The sequence below is a fragment of the Streptomyces sp. IBSBF 3136 genome (assembly GCF_036815105.1).
Taxonomy (GTDB): Bacteria; Actinomycetota; Actinomycetes; order Streptomycetales; family Streptomycetaceae; genus Streptomyces.
In genome coordinates, this window is record NZ_JAJSZC010000057.1 from 16,925 (window position 1) to 37,211 (window position 20,287).

Consider the following 20,287-nt stretch of genomic DNA (forward strand, 5'->3'; position numbering starts at 1 on the left):
CCGCAGGGGCAACAAGCCGGGAGCGACCTACGGGAAACCCGCACTGCCCGAAAGCGCACCGCGCGTTTCCCTCGGGTACGGCCCCGCCGCCCTGCCGCGCCGCGCACGTCCGGTACAGGGTGGCGGAGGCGATCCGGATGGGCACATCGGGATGCCGCACCAGACTGCGAAGGGGACCGTGATGGGAACGGCTGACCCCGGCGGCCGGTACCGCCTGGGGAGACTTGGAACGTCGTTGCTGCTGCTGATCCCGCTGCTCGGGGTGACGGCGGCCTCCGGACAGGGCAGCGCCGCCTCCGCCCCGCGCGCGGCCGACGCCACGGACACCCGCGTCGCGTACGCGGGCACCCGGCACCGCAGCCTCGGCACGGTGGCCTCGACCACCTCCAGCACACCTCTGTTCGGCGACGGCCCCGTCCACAACGATGTGCAGCCGTCCGCGCTCGGTGACCAGATGGTCTTCGCGAGCCGCCGCGACGAGAAGAACCCGCAGGTCTACCTGCGGGCCGCGGACGGTTCGGTACGGCGTCTGACCACCGGCCGGGACGCGGCGCACCCCCGGCTGACGCCGGACGGGCAGTCCGTGGTGTTCGACTCGGCCGAACCCGGCGGCACCGGCGGCGGGACGCAGCGCGACCTGTGGCTGGTACGCACCGACGGCACCGGCCTGACGCGGCTCACCGACACCTCCGCCAACGAGGAGTGCCCGACGGTCTCCCCCGACGGGCAGCGCATCGCGTACAGCGGCGACAGCGATCCGCTGGTCGGCGAGCAGATCTACGTACGGCCCCTGAACGGCGGCACCGCCACCCGGATCACCTCCCCGGCGAACGGCACGGCCTCCGAGCCGGCGTGGAACCCGGTGAACGACGACGTGAACCGGGACTGGATCGCGTACACCTCCACCACCACCGACAACGGGCAGTCCGTGCCCCGGCTGCGGATCACCAACGGGACCAGTGACGAAGCGCTGTTCGCGGGCAATTACGCGGGGTGGCGTGCCCACGGGGCATCGTGGTTGCCCGACGGGGACCAGTTGGTGTTCCTCAGCCCCGAGATCACCTGCACGTGCGAGGGCGACTACGACCACGTGTTCAAGTCGACCGCACACGCGGACACCGAGCCCGGGCTGGTGCTCAACGAGAACCGGGAGGTCCTCTCACCCACCTGGCTGGGACCGGTCAACGGCGGCGGCGTGGTGGTGGAGCGCGACTCGGCGGCCACTTCCCACGTGGTGACGCTGCAGGACGCCCGCATCGACGGGTCCGACCCACGCGACCTGAACCTGACGATCCTCAACGAGGACCCGGCGGCCGACACCAACACCGATCCCACCAAGGACCCGCTGTTCCAGCCCGCCGCAGGCTCCGACCCGTGGACCGAGCGGCAGAACTACACACCCGACGGCCGCCGGATCGTCGTCACCCGCTTCGAGACCAACGCCGACAACCAGCGGATCGAACGGATCTGGCTCGCGGACGCCGACGGCACCGACGCGCAGGCCATGCCCCTCGCGGGACGCGGCGCGACGGACTGGGACACCGACCCGACGTTCTCCCCGGACGGCAAGTACCTCGCCTTCACCCGGACGTCGCCGGGCGGCGTCGGGGACGCCGCGGGCCCCAGCCGCATCCTGATCGCCGACGCGGCGACCGGCGCGATCACCGGCCGGATCACCCCGCCGGCCGGGCAGCAGCAGGGCGAGGACGCCCAGCCCACCTGGTCCTCCGACGGCACCACCCTGGCCTTCACCCGCAACGAGGTGATCGGCGGGAGCGGCGGCAACAAGCACATCTGGACCGCGCCGGTGAACCACCTGGACCGGCAGCGCGACCTGAGCGCCACGATCTGCCCGGGCAACTGCCAGGTCATCGACGACAGTCCGGCGTTCTCCCCGGACGGCCTCACCATCGCCTTCAACCGCAAGAGCGGCGGCGGCGCAGTCGACGAACGCGACGGCATCCTCCTCACGTCCCTGTCGGGCGACGACTGCAAGGTTCTGCTGCCCACCGTCGCGCGCAACGTCCCCGGCGCCTGCCAGACGGCTCTGCCGGACACCTCGGCCACCGGTCCGTTCCAGCCCCGGGACGCCGCCTGGACGGCCGACGGCAAGGGCCTGGTGATCAGCTCCCGTGCCGAGGTCGCCGCCAACAGCCCCGAGAAACTCCGCTTGTTGGACGTCGCGTCCGGCGACCTCACCCCGCTCACCGCGGAGCTCGGGGGCCGGCAGAAGGAACCCAGCGTCCAGCAGTCCGTGGACCTCGCGGTGAACGCGCCCGGCACCGTCCCGGCGGTCACCGTCGGCAAGACCACCACCATTCGTGTCGATGTCGTCAACAACGGCCCCGCTGCCTCCCCCGGCACCGAGCTGACCGTCGCCCCGCCGACCGGCGTGCAGATCACCAGGCTGACCTATCCCGGCGGCACGTGCGACGCCGCCTCCCTCCAGTGCACCGTCGGTGTCGTGCCGCCCGGCACCACCGTGCCGGTGACCGTCACCGTCACCGGGGTCACCCCCGGCAACGCGCCGATCGACTGGTCGGTCACCGGCACCGTCCTCGATCCGCAGCCCAGCGACAACACGGGCCGCACCGTGGTGCCGGTCGTCCAAGCCACGCCCCCGACGACCCCGACACCCACCCCGACACCGACGCCGACACCCACCTCTCCGCCCACCGTGCCCCCGGCTCCGGGTGAGCCCGATGCCGGGCCCGGTCTCCGCCTCACCGCCCAGCCGAACCCCGGATACGTCGGCGGGCGCGTCGTGGTCACGTACACCGTGCGCAACGGCCGCAACGCGCTGGCTACCGGGCTGCGGCTGCACATCGGCCTGCCCAAGAGCATCCCGAACAACGGGCAGCCGGAGGGCTGCGACAAGAACTGGGTGTGCGCGCTGCCGGACCTGGACCAGGGCGCGAGCACCGTCGTGCGGGTCGTCCTCAGCCCCAAGAAGGCCCTGACCACCCACGTCACCGGCAAGCTGACCACCACCGGGACGGACGCCGACAAGGGCGACAACAACGCCCGGGAGCGGCTGCGCATCCTCCAGCCGCGCATCATCGCGGTGCCGGCGATCGGCAGGCCCGGCTTCGTCACCTCGGTGCGCGGCAAGGACTTCCCGCCGGGCGTGCCGGTGCGGTTCACCTGGAAGCCGGGGATCACCGCGGCGGCGGCGCCCACCATTCCGCTGCCGAACGGCACCTTCATCGGCCAGTTGCTCATCCTCGCCAAGGACGAGACCGGGCCCCGGATCATCACCGCCAAGGGCCCCGGGTTCTCCCCGGTGACGACCGACTTCCTGGTGGTCACCGGCAGCGTGCAGCCGCCGGACGAGGTGACCCGCCGGTGATCCACGAGGTCGACGAGGGGCTGCGCCGGTTGCTCGGCGAGTCCGGCCTGGAGGCGTCGGGCGTCGACGTCGTCTTCGACGCCCCCACCCGGGACTGGGCCGCGCGCCGCAGCGCCCCGACGGTCTGCGTCTTCCTGTACGACATCCGGGAGGACGCCGTCCGGCGCGGCAGCGGCTCCGGAGAGGTGTACGACGAGGACGGCCACCTCGTGGCGCGGCGCTCCCCGCCGCGCTGGTTCGAGCTGACGTACCTGGTCACGGCGTGGGCGACCCGCCCGCAGGACGAACACCGGCTGCTGTCACAGGTGCTCGCGACGCTGGTGAGCACCGACACGCTGCCCGCGCGGCTGCTCACCGGCACGCTCGCCGAACTCGGCCTGACCGTGGGCCTGGACACCGCCGGAACCGGGTCCGACGCACCGGCCGCCTCCGACGTGTGGTCGGCCATGGGCGGCGAACTGAAGGCCTCCCTCTCGCTGCGGGTGCGGGCGCCGCTCGCCGGCATCACCAAGGCCGCCGCACCGCCGGTCACCGAAGGCCTCGTCGTGCGCGCCACCTCCCGCCGCGAGGACGCGGGGCCGGGGCGCAGGCTGCGCTACACGGAAACAAGTGACCCGGGTCCGGACGGCGGCTACGCCGGCCCGCGTGAACGCCCGCCCGCGCCCGCCCGTCGCCGCCGCAGGGGGGACCGCCAGCCGTGACGCACACTGCCGAGGCGGACGCCGAAGCGGAGCACCTGTGGGTGCGGCTCCGCATGGTCGAGGAACGGGTGCGGCACGCGGTGGCCGTCCGGCGCGCCGCCGATCCCGATCCCGAAGACCCCTACCGTGGCCAGTACCTCACTCCCGAGGCAGTCGCCCGCGTCCTGGACGAACCGGGCGGTCTCGACGTGCCCGCTCACGAACCCCCGCATCCCCCGGCCGGCTCCGTCCTCGGCGGTCTCGCCGCGCGATTCGGCCTGTCCTCGCTGGATCTGGACCTGCTGCTCGTTGCGGTGGCGCCCGACCTGGACGCACGGTTCGAACGGCTCTACGGCTACCTCAACGACGACCTGACGCGTCGTCGGCCCACGGTCGGGCTCGCCCTGGAGCTGTGCGGGCTCGCAGGAGCGGCGTCCGCGCGCTTCCGGCTGGCCCCCGAAGCGGCGCTGGTCGCGAGTGGTCTGGTGGAGGTCACGGAGCCGGAACGGCCGCCGCTGTCCCGGGTGTTGGTGGTTCCCGACCGGGTCACCGGACACCTCCTGGGGAGCGCGCAGCCCGATGCCCGGCTCGCCGAGGTGCTCGGCGAGGCCCGCGAGGACCCGACCGCCGAGGCAGCGGACGTCCACCGGGCCGCGGCCGCGGCCGGCACCGGCCTCGTCCAACTGCGCAGCCGGGGCGGCGACGCCGAGGGGCTGGCCGTAGCAGCCCTGCACGCGGCCGGGCTGCGCCCGCTCGTCCTGGACGTAGCGGCACTCGCCCGGCGCCCCGGCGACGTACCGGCGCTCGCCCGCGTGGCCGCGCTCGAAGCCCGCCTGACGGGTGCCGGGGTCGTCCTCGGCCCCCTGGAAGCACTGCCCGGGGAACCCGCCGAACGGGCGCGCACGCTGGGGGCGTTGTGCTCGGCGCTGCGCGGGATTCCCCTGCTCACGCACGGCACCCTCGGCTGGGACCCGCTGTGGGCTGCCGACACCCCCGTGGTCCTGACCGTGCCGGCGCCCACTCCCGAGCGGCAGGCCGCGCGCTGGCGGCACGCCCTCGACCGGGCCGCCGGTGACAGCCCTGGCCATGGCTTCGGCAACGGCTCCGGGACCGGCGACGCCGATGAGCTCGCCCGCGCGGTCGCCGCGCACCGCCTGGATTCCGGGCAGTTGCGCCGCGCCGCCGACGTGGCGGTCCGCACGGCCACCCTCGCCGGCCGCCCGGTCCTCCCCGACGACCTGCGCACCGCCGTACGGGCCCAGAACGGCGCCGGGCTCGACCGGCTCGCCCGCCGCGTGGAGCCGGGAGTCGGCTGGGACGACCTCGTGCTGCCCCCGACCACTCACCGGCGGCTGCGCGAACTCGCGCTGCGCGCCCGCCATCGCGAGCAGGTGCTCGGGCAGTGGGGGATGCGGCCCGGCGGCGGCCGGGGGCGCGGTGTGATCGCGCTGTTCGCCGGCGAGTCGGGCACCGGCAAGACCATGTCCGCCGAGGTCGTCGCGGCGGACCTGGGCATGGACCTGTACGTGGTGGACCTGTCCACGGTCGTCGACAAGTACGTGGGGGAGACCGAGAAGAACCTGGAGCGGATCTTCACCGAGGCGTCCGCGGTCAACGCGGTGCTGCTCTTCGACGAGGCCGACGCGATCTTCGGCAAGCGCTCCGAGGTGAAGGGCGCGCACGACCGGCACGCCAACATCGAGTCGGCGTACCTGCTGCAGCGCATGGAGTCGTTCGACGGGATCGCGGTGCTGACCACCAACCTGCGGGCCAACCTGGACGAGGCCTTCACCCGCCGCCTGGACGTGGTGGCGGACTTCCCGGTGCCCGACGCCGGCCAGCGCCTCGCCCTGTGGGAACGGTGCCTGGGCGACCGGCTGCCCCGGGCCGAGGACCTGGACCTCGCCTTCTGCGCGGACCGCTTCGAACTGGCCGGCGGCTCCATCCGGGCCTGCGCGGTGACCGCGGCCTACCTCGCGGCGGAGTCCGGCAGCCCGCTCAGCATGCGGCAGCTGGTGAGGGCGGTCGCGCAGGAGTACCGCAAGCTGGGACGGCTGGTCCTGGAGGGCGAGTTCGGGCCTTACCTGGCGGACGCCCTCGACGCCTGAGACGCGGGCGGCGGGGCCCGAAGAAGGCGGAACCGTCTCCCCCCGGTCTCGACACGGAAGACCTCAGTCGGAGGCCTTCTTCCACTTGGCGCCCACTTTCTCCCACCGTTCGAGGGCGGGCGGGGAGAGTATCGCGCCTCCGTACTCTTTTTCGTGAAGGCGCTGCGCCTCCCTCAGCTTGTCCGCAACGGCCCCCCAGTCGACGGCGGGCGCGTTCGCCAAGCTCAGTGCGTCCTTCAACTCGCTCGACCGTGGCGTCATCGCGCCCTCAGGCGTGTAGTTGAAGTCGCTTCCGGACCCCGGGTCGCCTGTCCTCGTGTCACTCGCCGGTCCCATTTCCAGGTTGGCCGGCATGTTGTGCAGGGCTTTTTTGTTCCCCGCGGTCGAGCCGAGTACCGTCCGTACCTCGTCCAGGAACTCGAACAGCGGTTTCGCGTTCGCCCTGTCCCTCTCGGCCGAGGCGAGTACGGCGTCCAACTCGCTACGGGAGATCTTGTGGTGGAGGGTCGTCCTGTCGCCCCAGATCGGATGGTCCGCCCGCATCTCCGCATGTGCCGATGTGACCGCGCTCGCCGCCCAGTCACTGCTGCCGCCGCCCGTACCCGCGAACCCGGACGCGTGTTTCGCGGTTTCGATCTCCGCGAGAAGAGCGTCCAGCATTGACTCGTCATTCTTTACTTCGTCGAGCGTGAAAAGATCCCCTCCGGGTTCGATTCCGATCTGTTCGAGGATGTACTCCTTCTCGTTCTGCTTCTTTGCCTTGAATTCTTCGCTGCGTCCCTCGAAGTACTCCATTATTTCCTCGAACACGGTCTTCGAGGAAGTGGCGGCTGCGGCGGGTGGGTTGTCTCCCGCCGGTTTTTTCGTCTGCTTCTTCTTGGGGGGCATGCGCTGCACCTCGGCCGACGCCTCGGTCGTCCGGTGCGCGGCGTCGGCGGTGTGGTCCTCGACCGAGCGCTGGACGTCCGCTCCGTCCCGCATCACCTGCTCGGCCTTGCGTTCGGCCGACCTTTCGAACCGGTCGGAGGGGTCGCTGATGCTCAGGCCGCTGCCGTCGTCGGTACCGGCCACGGCTCCTGCACGCTGCTGGCGGACGTGCTCCAGTTCGTGCGCGAGGGTCTTCTTGTCGATCGCGCCGCGCAACACGATGTGACGGGTGCCGGTGGTGTACGCCTCGGCGCCGACCGCCTCGGCGGAACGCCGGGCAGCGGCGCCGGTGTGGACCGCGACGTCGGAGAAGTCCTCGCCCGAGAAGCGGGCTTCCATCTCCCGCTGCAGCGAGGCGGGCAGTCGGCTGCCGGCGGACCGCACCACGGAGTTCACCGCGTCGGCGGCGCCTGGCTGCGCCGCGGCTTCCCGGTCGTGTCCCGCGCCGTGCTGATGCGCCGAGTGAGCGTCCTCGTGCACCTGGGCGGGCGCGCGTCGGGCGCGGCGGGCGATCATGCCGGTCACCGCGGCGTTGCCCGCGCCGCCCTGCGCCGCCCGCAGCACGTCGGCGGTGAGCGGGGGCGGGACGGCGGCGCCGGCCGAGGACGTCTCCCGTCGGGCGGCGGCTACGCCGCGCACCGGCTGCTCGGCCTCGGTCTTCCCGGTACGCCGTCCGGACCTCTGCATCTGCTGCCTCCTCATCGGCGCACTTCTGCTGCAGCCCCCAGTCGACAGCACGAGCCGACCGGGCGTCCAGGTCCGCACGGGCAGTGCGAGGGCAAAGGCGGGTGATGTCCGGACGGTCCGTGCGGGAGGTACGGAAAGGCAGCGGGCCTGCCCCCGACCAGGTCCCCGGGTCCCTGCCGCCCGCCGCACCCGCCCCGCAGACTCGGCCCGGACACAGGTGCCCCGCAAGGACGTGAAGGAGCAAGCATGCCGACGTACCTCACCCCGGGTGTGTACGTGGAGGAGGTGCAGTCCGGTGCCCGACCGATCGAAGGGGTCGGCACCGCCGTCGCCGCGTTCGTAGGGTTCGCCGAGCGCGGCCCCTTCCACGCGCCGACGCTGGTCACCAGCTGGGACCAGTACTCCCAGACGTTCGGTGGTTTCACCGAGGGCACCTACCTCGCCCACGCGGTCTACGGCTACTTCGCCAACGGCGGCGGCGCCGCGTACGTGGTACGCATCGGCGGCTCCGCCGAGGACGCCTCCGCCCCGTCCGCGGCCAGCGGCCAGCGGCGTCAGGGCATCAAGGCCGTGGAGTCCGTGGAGCTCGGCGGCTTCCTGGTCGCGGCCAAGCCGGGCGTCTCCGGCGTGTCGGTGGAGATCGCCGACGCGGACGGTGAGAACCCGCCGGAGGACCGCTTCAAGGTCCTGGTCCGCCAGGGCGACCAAGTGGCGGAGACCTACGAGGCCTCCACCCGCAAGAACGTCAGGGGGTACCTGGTCAACCAGGCCCGCGCCTCCAAGCTGATCGAGGTCACCGAGCAGCGGGGCGCCGCCCAGAGCAAGCCCGCCGCCCAGACCGTGGCCCTCCCCGACGCCCCGGACGGGCCCGCCGCGAACGGCTCCGGCGAGGTGGTCCGCCTCGACCCCGCCGAGTACGTCGGCGACGCCGCGGCCCGCACCGGGTTCGCCGGCCTGGAGACCATCGACGAGATCACCATGGTCGCCGTGCCGGACCTGATGAGCGCCCACCAGCGCGGCGACATCGACGCCGAGGGCGTACGCACCGTGCAGCTAGCCGTCATCTCGCACTGCGAGCAGATGGGCGACCGGGTGGCCGTCCTGGACACCCCGCCCGGGCTCTCCGCCCAGCAGGTGCGCACCTGGCGCAACGACGAGGCGGGCTACGACTCCCGCTACGCCAGCCTCTACTACCCGTGGGTGCGGGTCTTCGACCCGGCCGCCGGGCACAACACCACCGTCCCGCCGAGCGGTCACATCGCCGGTGTCTGGGCGCGCAGCGACGCCGAACGCGGCGTGCACAAGGCGCCCGCCAACGAGGTGATCCGCGGCGCGGTGGACCTGGAGGTCCGGCTCAGCAAGGGCGAGCAGGACCTGCTGAACCCGATCGGCGTGAACTGCGTACGGGCCTTCCCCGGCCGGGGCATCCGGATCTGGGGTGCCCGCACCCTCTCCTCCGACCCGGCCTGGCGCTACCTGAACGTGCGCCGCCTGTTCAACTACCTGGAGGAATCCATCCTCCTGGGCACCCAGTGGGTGGTCTTCGAGCCGAACGACGACCGGCTGTGGTCCAGCATCCGGCGCAATGTCACCGCGTTCCTCACCGAGGAGTGGCGTCGGGGAGCCCTGTTCGGCCGTACCGCCGAAGAGGCGTTCTACGTGAAGTGCGACCGCGACAACAATCCGCAGGAATCGATCGACCAGGGCCGCGTCGTGTGTGAGATCGGCGTCTCGCCGGTCAAGCCCGCCGAGTTCGTGGTGTTCCGGCTGGCCCAGTTCTCCGACAGCACCAGCCTCATCGACGAGTGACCTGCGGGTCAGCAAGGAAAGGTGACAGACAGTCATGGCAACGGGCGATGCTCTTTCCACCCACGTCTTCGGCGTGCAGCTCGGTGGCTACCTGGTCGAGTCGATCCAGGAGATCAGCGGGCTGACCGTCGAGGAGGAGGTCGTCGAGGTCAAGCAGGTCAGCGCCGAGGGCAAGCAGATCATCCGCAAGCAGCCCGGAGCGCGGCAGGCCGGTGAGATCACGATCACCCGGGGACTCGACCAGAGCAGCGAGTTCACCAAGTGGATCAAGGAGACCCTGAACAACGGGGCCGTCAACACCGCGCGGCAGAACCTCACCATCGAGATCAAGGACACCGAGGGCAACACGGTCCGCCGCATCCAGCTGATGCAGGGCTGGGCCTCCAAGTGGGAGGGCCCGTCGCTGAAGGCGGGCGAGTCCGCCCCGGCCACCGAGTCCGTCACGATCACGTTCGAGGAGATCGTCGTCGAATGAGGCGCCGTACGGTCACGGCGGGCAACCTGGAGGAGATCCTCCAGGCGACGGCGCCCGCCCAGACGTCGGAGCAGCAGGCGGCGGCCACCCCGACCGCCGCCCCGCCGCGCCGGGAGGACCACGGGCTGCGCACGGAGTTCGAGTTCGAGCTGCCGCGCGGGTACGTGGACGACGACGGCACGGTGCACCGGCACGGCTCGATGCGCCTGGCCACCGCCCGGGACGAACTGCGGCCCCAGATCGACCTGCGGGTCAAGGAGAACCCGGCGTACCTGAGCGTGGTGCTGCTGAGCCAGGTGATCACCCGGATCGGCTCGATCACGGATGTGCACGCCGGGGTCGTGGAGCGGATGTACGCCACCGACGTCGCGTTCCTCCAGGACTTCTACCGCCGGGTCAACAGCGAGGGCCACACCCGCGCCGCGGTGACCTGCCCGCACTGCGAGGGCGGCTTCGAGGTCGACCTCTCGGGTGGGCGCCTGGGGGAATCGTGACGTACGCCCTTCCCCGGCTCCGGGAGGAGATCGCGTACATCGCCTACCACTTCCACTGGCAGCGCGAGGAGATCCTCGACCTGACCCACGACGAGCGCCGGCAGTGGGTCGCCGAGATCGCCCGTATCAACACCCGCGTGAACGAAGGCGGTTGAACGCATGGCATGGCGGGACAGACTGCGCCGCCGGGCCGCCGCGCCGGACACCGCACGCCGTCCGGGTGCGGACCGCTCCGGCGCCGCGGGGAACGGTCCGGCCGGCGACGGCCCGGACCGGGGCACAGCCGGCGACGGTACTGACCGCGACGAGTCCGGCGGCCGGGGTTCCTCCGTGCCCGGCGACTGGGACGGCGGCTGGCGTCGCACCGCGCCGCCGCAGCTCACCGTGGCCCGCTCCCCGCTCGGGGTGAGCGACGGGCTCGTCTTCCGTGCGGGCCTCGCCTCCTGGCAGAACCCGTCGTTCGACTCGGGTCTCGGCCACGCGGTGCTGTCCGCCGCCCCGACCGGTCTGGTGCGCGGCGTCGCCCGTCCTGCCACCCCGCAGGCCACCCGGGCCGGCGGGGGTCCACTGCTGCTCCGGGCGCTGCGCCCGGAGGGGGCGGGTGGCGAGGCGGACGGTGCGTTGGATGCCGGGAGTCCGGCATCCGTCGCCGCACGGTCTTCTCGTAGCGGTACTGGAGCGGTGGACGGAGGATCCGGGCGAAAGCCCGCGGTGGCGCGCTCTGGGGGCAACAGCCCTGCGGCGAAGAGAAGTTCGGGCGACTCCCCCCAGACCCGCGGCCTTGCGTCCGCCGAATCCCCCGCCGCGCTCTCCTCGTCCTCGCCGCCCGTCCAGCGTGCCGCGCTGCCGGGTGCCGATCCGGTCGTGACCCCCGCCGACCCGGACCATCGGACGACGGCCGCTCCGGCGATTCCTCTGGTACGGCGTGTGTCGGTGCTCCCGGGCACGGCCGCAGGCGGTGGAGCGACCCGGCCCGTGTCGCAAGCGCCGTCCGGTTCCGGGGGCCGTACGCCTTCCGGCCCGGCCGTCCGGGCCGTCCCGGTGGCACCTTCCCTGACTGTCGCCCGGCGCATGTCCGGACCGGTACGCCGCGTCACCGCGCTGCGGCCCGCCGCCACTCCGGCACCCGGCAACGCCACCACCGCCGCCGTACAGCGCGCCGCCACGAGCGAGCCAAGCCGCGCGCCTCTCGGCGCCACGACGCGCGAACTGCGCTCCCCAGCAGCGCCATTGACGGAGGACGCTCCGGCGCCGCACACCGCGTCCGGCCCGGCGTTGCCTGTCGTCCAGCGTCAGGCGGAGGGCTCGGACGTGGCCGGTGCGCAGGGGACGGAGCCGGCTGCCTCCGGCGGCGCCCGGGTGCGCGGTGGTCTGGGCGCTCCGCTGTCCGTGCTGCCGCCGAGTGCCGAGCTGCCCGGCGCCACTGCCCCCGGTTCAGGCACCTCGCCCGGTCCGACGCTGCCTGTCGTCCAGCGTCAGGCGGACGACGTGGCCGACATGCCGAGCCTGCACGACAGCGGCGCGCAGAATGCCCCGGACGGCGCCCGCGTGCGCGGCGGCCTGGGCGCTCCGCTGTCCGCGCTGCCGCCGAGTGCCGAGCTGCCCGGCGCCACCGCCCCCACTTCAAGCACCGTCCCCGGCGCGGCGATGCCCGTCGTCCAGCGCCAGGCGGACGACACGGCCGGCACCTCGCGCCCGCACGAATACGGCGGCGCCCAGGGAACGGCCGACCGCGGCCCCAACCGCGCCCGCGGCCGCGGCGGCCTGGGCGCTCCGCTGTCCGCGCTGCCGCCCAGCGCTGATGTGCCCGGCGCCACCGCATCCCGCGCTCCCGCTCCCGCCGTCCAGCGTGCTCCGGCACAGGGCGGCAAGTCCCACACAACTCCGTTGTCGCCTGAGTCAGTTGGCGACCGGACACCCTCCACCGCCGCAGCGGACGCGCCGCTGCTGGGGGCGGGCGACGTAGTCCAGCGCCGTCCCGCGGACGACTCCTCTGCCGGGGGCGCCGCGTCGCCGGGCGTCGCGGACCACGGGAGCGGGTCCGCAACGCCGTTGGTGATGCCGTCCGCAGCGGCACCCGCGGCTGCCGTAACCCCGGAAAGCCCGGCAGGAGACGTACGACTGCCCGGTACGAGGTCCGGCGGTCAGGCCTCGTCCGGCGGGCAGCGGCCCCGGGCCCCCGGTTCGCCGAGCCCGGTCGTCGTCACCCGAGCCGTAGCCGGGGCGACCGGACGCGCTCAGCCGCACCGTGCGGCCCCGCTCACCGTCACCCGCCCCGGCGCGCCCTCCGACCCGGCGTCACCCCGCACCCTCCAACTGCTCCCCGCCCGCCCGCTCACCCTGAGCACCCGGGCCACTGAAGGCGCGGCACCGCCCGTCGCCGCCCGCTCCGGCGGCCGTCCCGTGGTGGCGGCGCGCTGGCCGGGCGTACCGGCTGCCCCGCAGGCTGACCCCGGGCGTCCGACGCCAGGGCCGTCCCCGGTCGCCCCGGCGACCCCGCAGGTCCGGCGGGCCGTGGCCGCGCCGCCCGCCGGACGGGAGAACTCGGGCGTACGAAGCCCCAACTCGGCAGGTCCGGCAGGTTCCCCCGGCCCCGTCCAGCGTGTCCCGGTCGTCCGGCCCGCACCGCCGGGTCAGGGGCCGGTCGGCTCGGCCCCCGCCGTCCCGGCCCGATCCCTGCCGGTCACCGCCCCGCAGGCGCCGCGGCTCGCGGACCGCCCGGCGAACGCCCCGGCATCGGCTCAGCCCGTCCCCGTGGTCCTTCCGGTGACCGGCGGGAGCGGCCGGACGGCGACCCCCGTCCAGCGCGACATCACCGACACCACCGGCGCCGGCCTGCTCATGGGCGCAACGACGAAGGCGGAACGGGACCGGGCACGCGAACGTTCGCGACCGGCCGCCACGCCGTCCGCCACCGGCCTGCTCATGGGTGCCACGGCGAAGGAAGCCCCGGCGCACGGCCGTTCGCGCTCGTCCTCCACCTCATCCGCCTCCGGAAAGAACGCGGAGCAGCGCGCCGAGGCACCGAAGGACCCCGGTCTCGACCTGGACGACCTCGCGCGGCGCCTGCTCGACCCGATGGCCCGGCTGCTCCGCACCGAGCTGCGGCGCGGCCGGGAACGCACGGGCCGCCCCTACGACGGACGCCGCTGAGGGCGTGGAACGTGAGCGCACGGAACGGATGACGGACGCATGACCGACAACATCTTCGCCACGAGCGTGTTCTTCAAGCTCGCCATCGGCGGCAACGACCTGGGCGCCTTCCACACCTGCTCCGGCATGGGCGCCGAGGTCGAGATGGAGAGCTACGCAGAGGGCGGCAACAACGGGTTCACCTGGCAACTGCCCGGCCGCGTGACCTGGTCGAACATCACGCTGAGCCGGCCGGTCACCGCCGATACGGCGAAGATCGCCCGCTGGCTCGACGAGACGCTGAAGCGGGTGACGCCCAAGGACGGCGAGATCGTGGCGCTGAAACCGGACCTGACCCGGATCATCAGCTGGCAGGTGTCCGGGATCGTCCCGGTGCGCTGGCAGGGACCCTCCTTCGACCCCGCCAACTCCGAGGCGGCGGTGGAGACCCTGGAGATCGCCCACCAGGGGCTGCGCCCGTCCTGACCCGCCGTCACGCACCGCTCCCACCCGCCGCCCCCGAGACTTACCCCAACGCCCCCGGAAAGGAGGTCCCGACATGTGTGCAGCGCTCCGCTCCAGTCGGACCAGGGCCCAGCTGACCCTGAAGGAGCCACCGACCTCCGTCGGCGCGAAGCCCGGCGGGACGATCACGCAGCTCAACCTCCAGTTCAACCCCTCCACGCTGCAGTTGAGCAAGACCACCGAGTGGCGGCGCACCCCGTCCCGGATGGCGGGGGAGTCCGCGCTGCCCGAGTTCGTCGGCAGCGGCCCGCGCACGCTGAGCCTTGAGGTGTTCCTGGACGCCACCGCCACCCACGACAACTCCGTGGAGAAGGCGGTGGAGAAGCTGATGAAGGGGTGCGTGCCGACCAAGGCCAGCCTGGGCCGCAAGAAACCGGCCAGCCCCTGGGTGCGGTTCGAATGGGGGACCGCCCGGACGACCTCCTTCGACGGGGTGCTCTCCAGCCTGTCGGTGTCGTACACGCTGTTCGACGTGGACGGAAAGCCGCTGCGGGCCACCTGCTCGCTGTCCATCGAGGAGGCGAGTGTCGATCCGCCGGGCCAGAACCCGACGTCCGGCGCGCGCACCGCCCGCAGCACGCACATCGTCGTGGCGGGCGACAGCCTGGCCCTGCTGGCCTGGCGGGAGTACGGCGACGCGACGGCCTGGCGGGCCATCGCGGAGGCGAACGACATCGACGACCCCATGGCGCTCGAACCCGGCACCGAACTGGTGGTGCCGGGTCTCAGCGACGCGGGCGCTGAGGAGGAGCGGTGACCACACCCGAAGCACGGGGCGGCCGGTCGTTCGCGGCGGACCCCGTCGTGGAGACACCCGGCGAACTTCCGCCGATCTGGGCCGCCCAGCTGGTGAGCTGCGTGGTCGACGAGAACGTGGGCCTGCCCGACGCGGCGGTGCTCACCTTCCGCGACCCCGACCACGAGTTCCTGCAGTCGACCGGCATCACCCTCGGCACCCCGCTCAAGGTGTCGGTGGTCACCGTGTCCGGGCAGGCGCGCGAGCGGCTGTTCAACGGCGAGGTGACCGGCATGGAGGTCGACCGGGACAGCACCGGCTCGTTCACCGTGGTGCGCGCCTACTCCAAGGCGCACCGCCTGCAGCGGGGCCGGAAGGTGGTGGCGTACCGGAACATGACGGCGTCGGCGATCGTCCGCAAGGTCGCCGCCGGGGCCGGGCTGACCTGCGGGACCGTGGAGGCCGCGCCGGTCACCTACAAGCAGCTCTCGCAGGCGAACGTGTCCGACTGGGACTTCCTGCAGTTCCTGGCGGGCGAGAGCGGCGCGCAGGTGCGCGTCGACGACAAGGGCGTGCTGCAGTTCACCAAGCCCGAGAAGGCGTCCGGCGCGCCCGCGCCCTCGACCCCGGCCACGCGGAACCCGATGGTGCTGGAGTACGGGCGGAACCTGCTGGCGCTGCGGGCCTCCCTGTCGGCCGCGGACGGGGCCTCGCAGGTGGAGGTGCGCGGCTGGGACGTCACCACCAAGAAGCCGCTGGTGGCCCGCAAGCCGTCGGTGAACAGTGACACGGTGGTGCCGGGGCTGAGCCCGGCGCTCGCCGCCCGGTTCGGCAAGTCGTCGAAGCTGACCGTCACGGACACCCCGTACCGCACCCAGGCCGAGACGACCGCGGTCGCCGACGCCGTGGCCGATCAGGTCAGCGCGGGGTTCGGCGAGTTGGAGGTGCTGGCCGAGGGCAACCCCCGGCTGCGGGCGGGCAAGCCCGTGGCGCTCGGCAACGTCGGGCAGGCGTTCTCCGGCAAGTACACGGCGACGGCGGTGCAGCACGTCCTGGAGCCGCACGGCGGATACCGGACGACGGTGTGGGTCAGCGCCAGCCCGGACCGCTCCCTGACGGGCCTGGTGACCGGTGCCAACGCGCCGGGCCGCGGCCCGCGCATGCCGGGTCTGGCGATCGGCGTGGTGACGGACGTACGCGAGCAGGGCGGCGCTCAGAACGGCGGGGTACGGCTGAAGTTCCCCTGGCTGGACGACACTTACGTCACCGACTGGGTGCGCACCGTGCAGTGGGGCGGCAAGGGCGGCGGGGGAGTGGTGAGCCCCGAGGTCAACGACGAGGTCCTGGTGGGCTTCGAACAGGGCCTGCTGGACAGCCCGTACGTCATCGGCGGCCTCTACAACGGCGTGGACAAGCCGTCGCCGCACGACATCCCGCTGATCGACAAGACCACCGGGAAGGTCAACCGCCGCTCCATCGTGTCGCGTTCGGGGCACCGGGTCGAGTTGCTGGACGCGAGGGCTCCGGGCAGGTCGGGCGTCCGGCTCAGGTCCGCCGACGAGCGCCTCGAAGTGTTCCTCGACAACCGGCGCGACCGGATCGAGCTGACGGTGTACGCCGCGAAGGGCGGTACGAAACCCCTCTCCTCCGTCGTGCTCGACAAGAACGGCATCACCCTGGACGCACGACAGGGCGACGTGAGCGTGTCGGGCCGGAACGTGGACATCAACGGCAGGGTCGGAGTGAAGATCGGCGGCCGCACCGTGGACATCGACGGCAGCCAGTACGTGAACATCAAGGGCCGCACGGGCGTCACCGTCGACGGCGGTCTGCTCGGCGTCCTCAAGGCCAAGCTCATCCGGATCAACTGACCTCAGTCCCCTACCTGCCGCAAGGAGCACCGCATGCCAGCCGCAGCCCGTACCGGTGACCCCACCAACCACGGCGGTGTGATCGCCACCCCGCCGCCCGGCGCGGCCCTGAAGGTGGCGACCGTGCTGATCGGAGGCCGCCCCGCCGCGGTCGTGGGCAGCGTGCACACCTGCGCCATGCCCCCGCACCTGGCCCTGGGGCCGGGCAACGTGATCATGCCCAACCCGGCCGCTGTCACCGCGGGCATGGTCCTCATCGGCGGGCTGCCGGCCGCACGCGCACGCGACCAGACGTCGTGCGGCGCGCAGATCGTGACCGGCGCCATGAACGTCCTGATCGGGGGCGTGTGATGAGCGAGCGGTTCATCGGACGGGGCTGGGGCTTCCCGCTGCGGGTCGGGCCGACCGGCGGCATCGGCATGGTCGAGCGGGAACAGGAGATCGAGGAGGCGATCCGCCTCGTGCTCGGCACGGCACCCGGCGAACGCCCGATGCGCCCCGAGTTCGGCTGCGGCATCCACGACTACGTCTTCGCCCCGGGCGACGGCGCCACCGCCGGACGTATCGCGCAGCAGGTGCGCGAGGCCCTGGAGCGGTGGGAGCCGCGCATCGCGGTGGACGACGTGGTGGTCGCCTTCGACGCGATCGAGGACGGCACCCTCTACATCGACGTGCACTACACCCTGCGCTCCACCAACGACCGGCGCAACCTGGTCTTTCCCTTCTACACGATCCCCTCCGAGGAGGGGGCCGAGGAATTGGTCGCCGACTGATGGCCCTGCCCTCCCCCAACCTGGACGACCGCCGGTTCCAGCAACTCGTCGACGAGGCGAAGCGGTACGTGCAGCAGCGCGCCCCGGAGTGGACCGACCACAACGTCTCCGACCCGGGCGTCACCCTGATCGAGACGTTCGCCTATCTCGTGGACCAGCTGCTGTACCGGCTGAACCGGGTCCCGGACAAGAACTACACCGCGTTCCTCGACCTGTTGGACATCCGGCTGTTCCCGCCGGCCGCGGCCGGCGCCGAGGTCGACTTCTGGCTGTCGGCGCCGCAGCCCGACACAGTGGTGCTGCCCGCGGGCACCGAGGTGACGACCGTGCGCGGCGAGAGCGACGAGCCCGTGGTGTTCGCGACCACGGACGAACTGCACATCGTGCCCAGCGAGTTGACACGTCTGGTGACCGCGCCCCGGACCGGCGAGCAGACCGACCGGACCAGGGAGATCAACGAGGGCAGCGACGTGCCCTGCTTCCAGGCGGCACCGGAGCCGGGCGACGCGCTGCTGTTCGGCCTGCCGACGGCGGTGCCGCGCTGCGTCGTCGCGGTGCACCTGGACAGCCGCGTCGAGGGCGTCGGCGTGGACCCGCGCCAGCCCCCGCTGGTGTGGGAGGCGTGGGACGGTGGCGGCTGGCGGGTGTGCGAGACCGGCGAGGACACCACCGGCGGCCTGAACCGGCCCGGCGAGGTCATCGTCTACGTACCGGCCGGGCACACGGCGTCGGTGATCGGCGGCACCCGGGCCGGCTGGCTGCGCTGCCGCGTCACCGAGGCGGAACCGGGCCAGCCGTTCTACTCGGAGTCCCCGACGGTGCGCGAGGCGGCGGTGTTCACCGTCGGCGGCACCATGTCCGTCGAACACGCCGAGACCGTGACCGACGTGCTGCTCGGCACCTCGGAGGGGGTCGCCGGGCAGACGTTCCGGCTCGGCCGCCCGCCGGTCCTCCTCGACGGAGAGCCCCCCGTGGTGGAGGTGTCCTCGGCCGAGGGCTGGCAACGCTGGGGGGTCGTCGAGCACTTCGGCCGCTCCGGGCCCGACGACCGGCACGTCCGCGTGGACGCCACCAACGGCGAGTTCGGCTTCCCGCCGGTGCTGCGCGAGCCCGACGGCACGCTGCGGCAGTGCGGCGCCGTACCGCCCAAGGGCGCCCAGATCCGGGTGGCCCGCTACCGCACCGGTGGCGGGCCGGCGGGCAACGTCGCGCGCGGCGCGATCTCCGTGCTGCTCAGCTCCGTTCCGTACATCGCCCAGGTCACCAACCGGGAGGCGGCGCGCGGCGGCGTCGCCGGCGAGACCCTCGCCAACGCCAAGCTGCGGGCTCCGGACGCCCTGCGGATGCAGGAGCGCGCGGTGACCGCCGAGGACTACGAGGTCATCAGCCGCCAGACGGCGCCCTCGGTGCGCCGGGTCCGCTGTCTGCCCGCCGCGGAGGGCGGCGCGGGTGCGGTACGGGTCCTGGTGGTGCCGGACGCGGTCGCCGACGAGGGCGACGACCGGCTCCGCTTCGAGCAGCTGATCCCCTCCGACCAGGTGCTCCAGGCGATCACCGCGAGCCTCGACGAGCGACGCCTGATCGGCACCCGCCTCGTCGTCGAGCCGCCGGTCTACCAGGGCGTCACCGTCGTGGCCCGGCTCGCGGCGGCACCGGGCGACACCGCCAGAGTGCGCGACGCGGCGCTCGCCGCGCTGTTCCGCCACCTCAACCCGCTGCACGGCGGACCGGACGGCACCGGATGGCCGTTCGGGCGGCCGGTGCAGTACGGGGAGGTGTTCGGCGTGCTGCAACGCGCCACCGGCAACGCGCTGATCGAGGAGATCCGGCTGTTCCCCGCCGACCCGATCACCGGGCGGCGCGGCGCTCCGGTGGACCGCGTCGACGTGGCCGCGGGCGCGCTGGTCTTCTCCTACCAGCACCAGGTGGTCGTCACGGCCGTCGAGCCGGAGGCGGGGGGATGAGCCGGGCCGCCGTACCCGACCTGCCGAGCCGCCACCCGATCGGCGGGCAACTGCCCGCCCTGTACGCCGACGACGACTTCGCGCAGCGCTTCACCGCCGGCCTCGACACCGTCCTTGCCCCGGTGTTCGCGACCCTCGACAACCTGCCCGCCTACCTCGATCCCCGGGTCACCCCGACGGACTTCCTGGCCTGGCTGGCGTCCTGGGTGGGCGCCGGCGACGACCCGCAGTGGCCCGTGGAACTGCGCCGCGAGGCGGTCGTCCGCGCGGTGGAGCTGCACCGGTGGCGCGGCACCAGGCGCGGCCTGGTCGAAGCCCTGCACCTCGCGCTCGGCGTGCACGCCGAGGTGACCGACGACGGCGGCGCGTGGTGGTCGAACACCGCCGGAGCCGACCTGCCGCCCGAGCCCCCCGGCGAGCCCCTGGTCCGGGTGTGGCCGGACCGCGAGGCGCAGGTGGACGTGTACCGCGTCCGCGAGATCGTCCGGGCCATGTGCCCGGTGCACACCGTCTGCCGGGTGGAGGTCCTGCCCGGCGCACCCGCCGACGAAGGGAGGTGACGCCATGCGCGCATGTCCCGCCTGCGGGGTGTCCAACAGCCCCGGGGACGACTTCTGCGGTAACTGCGGCGCGTACCTGGGCTGGTCGGACGATCCGCCGGCCGCGAGCACGCCAACGGCCACGTCGCCGGAACCGGAGCGGTCGGAACCGCGACCGAGCGCACCCTCGCAGCCCCCGGCCGCCCCGGATCCCGTCC

Annotated in this window: 16 protein-coding genes; 15 read left to right on the top strand and 1 reads right to left on the bottom strand. The window is 73.1% G+C overall.

Annotated features, from left to right (window positions below):
* The first annotated feature begins 235 nt into the window (after nucleotides 1-235).
* The 3 genes from V7E45_RS14980 to V7E45_RS14990 are packed head-to-tail and all read left to right on the top strand — an operon-like array spanning nucleotide 236 to nucleotide 6,137.
* Nucleotides 236-3,349, top strand: coding sequence for a hypothetical protein (locus tag V7E45_RS14980; protein ID WP_333774643.1), 3,114 nt, complete (start codon nucleotides 236-238; stop codon nucleotides 3,347-3,349).
* Nucleotides 3,346-4,050 (top strand): DUF4255 domain-containing protein, encoded by a 705-nt coding sequence (locus V7E45_RS14985; protein WP_333774644.1) that lies wholly within the window; start codon nucleotides 3,346-3,348, stop codon nucleotides 4,048-4,050. The genes V7E45_RS14980 and V7E45_RS14985 overlap by 4 nt, the downstream gene beginning before the upstream one ends.
* A 53-nt stretch (nucleotides 4,051-4,103) precedes the next feature.
* Nucleotides 4,104-6,137 carry an ATP-binding protein gene (locus tag V7E45_RS14990; protein ID WP_333774655.1) on the top strand — a complete coding sequence of 678 codons (2,034 nt, stop codon included), beginning with the start codon at nucleotides 4,104-4,106 and terminating at the stop codon, nucleotides 6,135-6,137.
* A 63-nt stretch (nucleotides 6,138-6,200) separates the two neighbouring features.
* Here V7E45_RS14990 and V7E45_RS14995 read toward each other — a convergent pair whose 3' ends face one another.
* On the bottom strand, nucleotides 6,201-7,628 hold the full coding sequence (locus tag V7E45_RS14995) for an eCIS core domain-containing protein (RefSeq protein WP_333774645.1): 1,428 nt from the start codon (nucleotides 7,626-7,628) through the stop codon (nucleotides 6,201-6,203).
* 369 nt (nucleotides 7,629-7,997) lie between these two features.
* Here V7E45_RS14995 and V7E45_RS15000 point away from each other — a divergent pair, with 369 nt between their 5' ends.
* From V7E45_RS15000 to V7E45_RS15055, 12 genes are all read left to right on the top strand, one after another.
* Nucleotides 7,998-9,560 carry a phage tail sheath family protein gene (locus V7E45_RS15000; protein WP_333774646.1) on the top strand — a complete coding sequence of 521 codons (1,563 nt, stop codon included), beginning with the start codon at nucleotides 7,998-8,000 and terminating at the stop codon, nucleotides 9,558-9,560.
* Nucleotides 9,561-9,594: 34 nt separating this feature from the next.
* Nucleotides 9,595-10,035: a phage tail protein gene (locus V7E45_RS15005; RefSeq protein ID WP_020938519.1), complete on the top strand. Its 441-nt coding sequence runs from the start codon at nucleotides 9,595-9,597 to the stop codon at nucleotides 10,033-10,035.
* Entirely contained in the window at nucleotides 10,032-10,529 is a 498-nt protein-coding gene (locus V7E45_RS15010) for a hypothetical protein (RefSeq protein ID WP_333774647.1), read from the top strand. Before V7E45_RS15005 ends, V7E45_RS15010 begins: the two co-directional genes overlap by 4 nt.
* Nucleotides 10,526-10,684: a DUF6760 family protein gene (locus V7E45_RS15015; protein WP_020938517.1), complete on the top strand. Its 159-nt coding sequence runs from the start codon at nucleotides 10,526-10,528 to the stop codon at nucleotides 10,682-10,684. The genes V7E45_RS15010 and V7E45_RS15015 overlap by 4 nt, the downstream gene beginning before the upstream one ends.
* A gap of 916 nt (nucleotides 10,685-11,600) precedes the next feature.
* A complete protein-coding gene (locus V7E45_RS15020; protein WP_333774648.1) occupies nucleotides 11,601-13,682 on the top strand; it encodes a hypothetical protein in 2,082 nt (693 codons plus the stop codon).
* 39 nt (nucleotides 13,683-13,721) lie between these two features.
* Nucleotides 13,722-14,147, top strand: coding sequence for a phage tail protein (locus V7E45_RS15025; protein WP_317441981.1), 426 nt, complete (start codon nucleotides 13,722-13,724; stop codon nucleotides 14,145-14,147).
* A 73-nt stretch (nucleotides 14,148-14,220) separates the two neighbouring features.
* Nucleotides 14,221-14,943 (top strand): CIS tube protein, encoded by a 723-nt coding sequence (locus tag V7E45_RS15030; RefSeq protein ID WP_020938514.1) that lies wholly within the window; start codon nucleotides 14,221-14,223, stop codon nucleotides 14,941-14,943.
* Nucleotides 14,940-16,793, top strand: coding sequence for a VgrG-related protein (locus V7E45_RS15035; RefSeq protein ID WP_333774649.1), 1,854 nt, complete (start codon nucleotides 14,940-14,942; stop codon nucleotides 16,791-16,793). The genes V7E45_RS15030 and V7E45_RS15035 overlap by 4 nt, the downstream gene beginning before the upstream one ends.
* Before the next feature lie 33 nt (nucleotides 16,794-16,826).
* On the top strand, nucleotides 16,827-17,144 hold the full coding sequence (locus V7E45_RS15040; RefSeq protein WP_333774650.1) for a PAAR domain-containing protein: 318 nt from the start codon (nucleotides 16,827-16,829) through the stop codon (nucleotides 17,142-17,144).
* The gene (locus V7E45_RS15045; protein WP_020938511.1) at nucleotides 17,144-17,566 is read left to right on the top strand and encodes a GPW/gp25 family protein; all 423 of its coding nucleotides are present in this window, start codon (nucleotides 17,144-17,146) and stop codon (nucleotides 17,564-17,566) included. The genes V7E45_RS15040 and V7E45_RS15045 overlap by 1 nt, the downstream gene beginning before the upstream one ends.
* Nucleotides 17,566-19,530: a putative baseplate assembly protein gene (locus tag V7E45_RS15050; protein WP_333774651.1), complete on the top strand. Its 1,965-nt coding sequence runs from the start codon at nucleotides 17,566-17,568 to the stop codon at nucleotides 19,528-19,530. The genes V7E45_RS15045 and V7E45_RS15050 overlap by 1 nt, the downstream gene beginning before the upstream one ends.
* Nucleotides 19,527-20,090 carry a phage tail protein gene (locus V7E45_RS15055; RefSeq protein ID WP_333774652.1) on the top strand — a complete coding sequence of 188 codons (564 nt, stop codon included), beginning with the start codon at nucleotides 19,527-19,529 and terminating at the stop codon, nucleotides 20,088-20,090. The genes V7E45_RS15050 and V7E45_RS15055 overlap by 4 nt, the downstream gene beginning before the upstream one ends.
* Nucleotides 20,091-20,287 lie beyond the last annotated feature (197 nt).

Bases quoted from the DNA above. Each gene is read 5' to 3' on its own strand.
- V7E45_RS14990 (WP_333774655.1), top strand. From the start codon at position 4,104: ATGGTCGAGGAACGGGTGCGGCACGCGGTGGCCGTCCGGCGCGCCGCC.
- V7E45_RS15000 (WP_333774646.1), top strand. From the start codon at position 7,998: ATGCCGACGTACCTCACCCCGGGTGTGTACGTGGAGGAGGTGCAGTCC.
- V7E45_RS15005 (WP_020938519.1), top strand. From the start codon at position 9,595: ATGGCAACGGGCGATGCTCTTTCCACCCACGTCTTCGGCGTGCAGCTC.
- V7E45_RS15010 (WP_333774647.1), top strand. From the start codon at position 10,032: ATGAGGCGCCGTACGGTCACGGCGGGCAACCTGGAGGAGATCCTCCAG.
- V7E45_RS15020 (WP_333774648.1), top strand. From the start codon at position 11,601: ATGTCCGGACCGGTACGCCGCGTCACCGCGCTGCGGCCCGCCGCCACT.
- V7E45_RS15025 (WP_317441981.1), top strand. From the start codon at position 13,722: ATGACCGACAACATCTTCGCCACGAGCGTGTTCTTCAAGCTCGCCATC.
- V7E45_RS15030 (WP_020938514.1), top strand. From the start codon at position 14,221: ATGTGTGCAGCGCTCCGCTCCAGTCGGACCAGGGCCCAGCTGACCCTG.
- V7E45_RS15040 (WP_333774650.1), top strand. From the start codon at position 16,827: ATGCCAGCCGCAGCCCGTACCGGTGACCCCACCAACCACGGCGGTGTG.
- V7E45_RS15045 (WP_020938511.1), top strand. From the start codon at position 17,144: ATGAGCGAGCGGTTCATCGGACGGGGCTGGGGCTTCCCGCTGCGGGTC.
- V7E45_RS15050 (WP_333774651.1), top strand. From the start codon at position 17,566: ATGGCCCTGCCCTCCCCCAACCTGGACGACCGCCGGTTCCAGCAACTC.
- V7E45_RS15055 (WP_333774652.1), top strand. From the start codon at position 19,527: ATGAGCCGGGCCGCCGTACCCGACCTGCCGAGCCGCCACCCGATCGGC.